This window comes from Dapis hubbardiae BLCC-M172 (genome assembly GCF_050016015.1).
Taxonomy (GTDB): domain Bacteria; phylum Cyanobacteriota; class Cyanobacteriia; order Cyanobacteriales; family Microcoleaceae; genus Trichodesmium.
In genome coordinates this window covers 44,459-50,285 of sequence record NZ_JBNHEQ010000202.1, presented here as the reverse complement: position 1 = coordinate 50,285, position 5,827 = coordinate 44,459, and the positions used below count along the sequence as shown (strand labels likewise).

Below are 5,827 nucleotides of genomic sequence, written 5' to 3'. Positions count from 1 at the left end.
GCGAGTGCTTCACAGAATGATATTTCCCCCTCAGAAAAACTAGATCGATCTAGTTTGAGTTACTATCTGGGGAAAACCAAACTCAACGAATCAACTAATTTCCTTTTTTGATTATAGATTAGCAAATAGTCAGACTCAAAAATCCTGACTTGCGAGTGCTTCACAGAATGATATTTCCCCCTCAGAAAAACTAGATCGATCTAGTTAGAGCTACCATCCGGTGAAAACCAGGCGCAACGAACCAACTAAATTTCCTGTTTAATGATAGATGAGCAAAAAATCAGACTCCAAGGTGAGGATTTTGGAGTGCTTCACACAATGATATAGGAAATGCCAGAAAAACTAGATCGATCTAGTTAGAGCTACCATCCGGTGAAAACTAGACTCAACGAACCAACTAATTTTCATGTTTAATGATAGATTAGGCAAAAAATCAGACTCCAAAATCCTCATCTTCGAGTGCTTCACACAATGATATGGGAAATGCCAGAAAAACTAGATCGATCTAGTTAGAGCTACCATCCGGTGAAAACTAGGCTCAATGAATCAACTAATTTCCTTTTTTGATTATAGATTAGCCAAAACATCCGACTCAAAAATATTGACTTGCGAGTGCTTCACAAGATGATATTTCTCAAAAAAACTCAAACGATCTAGTTAGAGCTACTATCTGACGGAAACCAGACTCAACGAATCAACTAATTTCCTTTTTTGATTATAGACTAGCCAAAAATACGACTCAAAAATCCTGACTTGCGAGTGCTTCACAGAATGATATTTCACCCCACCATCAAAACTCAAACGATCTAGTTAGAGCTACCATCCGGTGAAAACCAGGCGCAACGAATCAACTAATTTCCTTTTTTGATTATAGATGAGGCAAAACTCAGACTCCAAAATCCTCACCTTCGAGTGCTTCACACAATGATATAGGAAATGCCAGAAAAACTAGATCGATCTAGTTAGAGCTACTATCTGGTGGAAACCAGGCGCAACGAACCAACTAATTTTCATGTTTAATTATAGATGAGGTAAAAATCAGACTCCAAAATCCTCACCTTCGAATGCTTCAGACAATGATATTTTACCCCTCAGAAAAACTAGATCGATCTAGTTAGAGTTACCATCCGGTGAAAACCAGGTGCAACGAACCAACTAAATTTCCTGTTTAATTATAGACTAGGGAAAAAATCAGAATCAAAAATCCTCACCTTCGAGTGCTTCACACAATGATATAGGAAATGCCAGAAAAACTAGATCGATCTAGTTATGGCTCAATATCTATGGAGAGATATTTCTAATATAGAAAAAGAGTCCCTTAATGAACCTAGAAGAGTGTTTTTGGGCCAAAAAAATGAATAAAAGTTAAAGAAGTCTTGAAATCTACATAAATTAAAGGTTTTACCGCTCCATATTACCCAATCAGAGATTAGAATAAACCAGTGAAAGCTAGATTATATGGGGTTTTCAGCAAAAAAAATATCAAGTTTTGCCTAAGACAGCCACTTATGATATGCCAGAGAATCTGGGAAAACATTATCAGTCAAAAGGTTTGAGGTTTTGGTAAGAATTATAAAAAGGTACAGTTAACAGCAAAAAGCCCAGTAACTGAAAAACCTACTAACAAGACCCCAAAACTTTGCTGACTTGAACTTAAGATTTACTGGTTACTAACTAAACCCTACTATAATGTTTCGTCCAAATAAAAAAGGAGTATTTCAATGAACAAAGGTGAATTAGTAGACGCAATTGCCAAAAAAGCTGAAGTCACTAAAAAACAAGCCGATGCTGTACTAAGTGCAGCCCTAGAAGCTATCATGGATGCGGTGGCCGAAGGGGATAAAGTTACCCTAGTTGGTTTTGGTTCATTTGAATCAAGAGAACGCAAAGCCCGAGAAGGACGTAATCCCAAAACAGGTGACAAAATGGAAATACCTGAAACTACAGTACCAGCCTTTTCTGCGGGTAAATCTTTCAAAGAGTTAGTCGCCGAAAGGAACGGTAAATAAATATAATCCAGCTTTGACCAAACCAGTACACGGAGGAAATTTAGCTTGGGCAGCCACAGTGGCAGGTTGTCCAATATCTGCTATTCTGGATTTCTCAGCCAGTATTAATCCTCTGGGGCCGCCTGATTCGGCCATCCATGCTATTCAAACTAATATCAGCCAACTTAGAGCTTACCCAGACCCTAATTATCAGGAGTTAAAGAAAGCTCTTAGTCTGAGTCATCCTCCTCTTACTCCAGAGTGGATTTTGCCTGGCAATGGTGCAGCCGAATTATTAACTTGGGCAGCTCTAGAATTGTCAAAGCTGGAAAAAATTTATTTAGTAGCGCCTGCTTTTGGTGACTATCGACGCGCTCTGCAAACTTTTACAGCTAATGTAGTTGAATTTCCTCTAACAATAGGGGAATGGAAATTAGAGCAGTTGGAAATAGAAGCTGATACAAACAAAGGACTGCTGCTCAATAATCCTCACAATCCCACGGGAATGTTGATGGAGCTAGAAACAATAGTCCCTTATTTGGAACAGTTTGGTTTGGTAGTGGTAGATGAAGCATTTATGGACTTCTTACCACCACCCCAACTTCAAAGCTTAGTACCACTGGTGACAAAATTTGAGAATTTGGTTATTTTACGCTCTCTGACTAAATTCTATAGTTTACCGGGATTAAGATTAGGTTATGTAATTTCTCATCCTGAACGCCTCCAAAAATGGCAAAAATGGCGAGACCCTTGGCCTGTAAATACCTTGGCCATAGCTGCGGCTCAAGGAGTTCTTCAAGACCAAGCATTTCAACAGGAAACTTGGGATTGGTTAGCAGATGCTCGTCCTCAACTATTCCAAGGTTTAAGGGAGTTACCGGGTTTACAACCATATCCAGGTGCAGCCAACTTTTTATTAGTCCACTCTCAAACATCCGTTGACCAGCTACAGATAAAATTACTCAAACAACATAAAATTTTGATTAGAGATTGTTTGAGTTTTCCAGAATTGGGCGATCGCTATTTTCGAGTCGCTGTCCGTACCCAACAAGAGAATCAAAAGTTAATTGATGCTTTAGCAGAAATTTTGAATTGAGGAGTCAGGAGTCGTAGGGGCTTGCTGGCCATTCGCCCTTACAGAATAAACGGGAATTATAGGAGAGGTAGGAGGAAGAATTTTCAATAATTGATAATTACCTCTCCCTAAAACGGATTGGATTGAATAAAAGGAAAGTAAATTCATTGTTTCTCCTTAATCATGAGAGGCTTTAAACCTTAATTATTCGGTAAGAGTGATTTTTCTGTCCTTATCTACATAGTAGGGGTTCGGTCTCCAAACCGAAAAAGTCTTGTAGTAAGGGGAGGAGTCAGGAGTCAGGAGTTAGGGGAATTATAGAGGAGGTAGGAGGAAGAATATTCCCTTGATTTTTCTGCCTTTATCTGCCTAAAATGCTAATTTTTTGAACCTGAGCGACCTAAAAGCTTGCAATTTTTTCGACTGAAAAAAAGCTAAAACATCTACAGATAAAGGTTTTTATATTTAATCAGCAAGCCTTAACTTAGAGATAATTTTCATTATCCACTATCCATTATCAATTAATAAGATTTCCGTACTTGATTTAATTAAGTACAGTTTTAACCAGAGGTAATTATTCATTATCAATTATCAATTATTCATTATTCATTATCCATTATTAATTATGACAATATTTTTATGAACTATGCTTGACTATGATGTAGTAATTATAGGTGGAACAATAACAAGTATTTATGCTGCTATTACCGCAACAAAACTTCAAGGTCGTGTTGCTCTCATACAACCTCCTCACACAAAAAGAAATACAACTAACTCCGCTATTTTTGACAATACTCAAGGATTTCATCAAAACAAAATTATCAGTCAAATAGCGAATTTTGTCGAACAGATACACCACAAACAACAGTTTGGTATTTATCAAGGAAGTGATGATTCAGGAGAAATTTCGGTTAAGTTTGAAGAAGCACAAAAGTATGCTAATTATGTAGTTAATAATCAATTAGCAAAATATGAACCTGCAGTTTTAGCAACTTTAGGAATAGACGTAATTTTTGGTGAGGGAAAATTTGTTGATCGCCCTCACCTAGCTTTTGCAGTAAAAGGAAGACATTTACGTTCACGCAAATATTTATTAGCTAATCCATCTCAGCCTATAATACCAGCAATTCCAGGATTAACAACCACTGAATTTATTACTCCCCAAAAAATTCAAGAACTCTCAAAACTTCCTGATAGTTTAGCTGTTATTGGTGGCGACCCTAGTGGAATAGAAATAGCACAAAGTTTTTCTAGGTTGGGAACTAAAGTAATTATAGTAGTCAAAAGTTCTCATATTTTAGGTAAAGAAGATTCAGAAGCAGCATTTTTAGTTCAAGCTCAGTTAGAAGCGGAAGGTATTAGAATATTAACTCAAACAGAAGTATCTCAAGTCAGAAAAATAGACAATAAAAAATGGATTTTAGTAGGAAACGAAGCTATAGAAATAGATGAAATTCTCTTGGCAGCAGGTAATAAACCAAATCTACAAACTTTAAACTTAGAAGCAGTAGGAGTAAAGTTTAATAATCATAAATTGTTATTAAATAAAAAGCTGCAAACAACTAATTCCCAAATTTATGGTTGTGGAGATTTAATAGGTGGATATTCATTTCCTAATATTGGTAATTATGAAGCTCGAATAGCCATAAAAAATATTTTATACTTGCCTATTTTTTCGGTTAATTATAGTGGTATTCCTTGGGCAATATTTTCAGAACCACAATTAGCAAGAGTTGGTTTAACTGAACAACAAGCTAGACAACGTTATGGAGAGAATGTATTAGTTTTTCGGCAAAACTTTAAAAATCTCGATCGGGCACAAATGTTAAGTAAAACAACAGGATTTTGTAAAATTGTCGGTCATCGCAATGGGAAAATTTTAGGCGTTTCAATAGTAGGAAATCAAGCAAGTGAGATAATTCATATTATGGCATTAGCTATTAGTCAAGGAATAAAAATAGAAGCGATCGCTGAATTACCTCATATTTGGCCGACTATATCAGAAATTAATGGTCAAACAGCAATAGCATGGTTAAAACAAAAAGGTGATAAAAATCAAATAGTAAAAGATTGGGTAGAAAATTTATTTCATTGGCGACGTTCGTTATAAATTTAGAATTTAGAATGCAGAATTCAGAATTCAGAATTATTAAATTAATAAATTAACAAATTAACCATATTTTTAATTCTAAATTCTCAAATTATTAATTGCCCATTCCTAATCATAAGTATTCTGCTAAATTTAAAGCTATACCTAATAGTAAAATCTCAATATTTGTAGATACAAATTTCATAGGAATATAGGAATAATAGAATGAATAATCTTGAAACTCCAATTTTTCTTAAACGCCAAGATGTAACTTTAGCTTATACATTATTAAGAATAGTATTCGGAATCAACTTCTTTGTACATGGTTTAGTCCGAATTGGAAATATGGGAGGATTTATCCAGGCAATGGTAGAGAGATTTCAAGATATAACACCCAGCTTTCTCATTGTACCATTTGCTGCTGTAGTTACTCCTGTAGAATTAATTTCTGGATTCCTAATGATAATTGGGCTGCAAACACAGAATGCAATTATTGCAGGTTTTGTATTAATGATGCCGTTAATGTTTGGAGTTTGTCTACTTCAAGAATGGGATACAGCATCATCTCAACTTATTTATTGCTTAGTTTTCTTCATCCTTTTAGCAGGTTGTAGTCTGAATACTATTTCCATAGATCGAGTTATTAGTAATAGAAAATAAAGGCAGAAGGCAGAA

At 35.6% G+C, this 5,827-nt stretch carries 4 protein-coding genes; all 4 read left to right on the top strand.

The window, feature by feature from the left end:
* Positions 1-1,721 precede the first annotated feature (1,721 nt).
* The 4 genes from ACP6PK_RS18515 (at position 1,722) to ACP6PK_RS18500 (ending at position 5,812) form a co-directional block, all read left to right on the top strand.
* Complete coding sequence (locus ACP6PK_RS18515) at positions 1,722-2,009, top strand: HU family DNA-binding protein (RefSeq protein ID WP_293106334.1); 288 nt, start codon at positions 1,722-1,724, stop codon at positions 2,007-2,009.
* Positions 2,010-2,022: 13 nt separating this feature from the next.
* Positions 2,023-3,084 (top strand): threonine-phosphate decarboxylase CobD, encoded by a 1,062-nt coding sequence (cobD, locus tag ACP6PK_RS18510; RefSeq protein ID WP_426561559.1) that lies wholly within the window; start codon positions 2,023-2,025, stop codon positions 3,082-3,084.
* A gap of 625 nt (positions 3,085-3,709) precedes the next feature.
* The gene (locus ACP6PK_RS18505) at positions 3,710-5,173 is read left to right on the top strand and encodes a dihydrolipoyl dehydrogenase family protein (protein WP_426561557.1); all 1,464 of its coding nucleotides are present in this window, start codon (positions 3,710-3,712) and stop codon (positions 5,171-5,173) included.
* 204 nt (positions 5,174-5,377) lie between these two features.
* On the top strand, positions 5,378-5,812 hold the full coding sequence (locus ACP6PK_RS18500; protein ID WP_426561555.1) for a DoxX family protein: 435 nt from the start codon (positions 5,378-5,380) through the stop codon (positions 5,810-5,812).
* Positions 5,813-5,827: the final 15 nt, after the last annotated feature.

What these genes read in the sequence shown, in the direction of transcription:
- ACP6PK_RS18500 (WP_426561555.1), top strand. Translation starts at nt 5,378, where the DNA reads ATGAATAATCTTGAAACTCCAATTTTTCTTAAACGCCAAGATGTAACT.
- ACP6PK_RS18505 (WP_426561557.1), top strand. Translation starts at nt 3,710, where the DNA reads ATGCTTGACTATGATGTAGTAATTATAGGTGGAACAATAACAAGTATT.
- ACP6PK_RS18515 (WP_293106334.1), top strand. Translation starts at nt 1,722, where the DNA reads ATGAACAAAGGTGAATTAGTAGACGCAATTGCCAAAAAAGCTGAAGTC.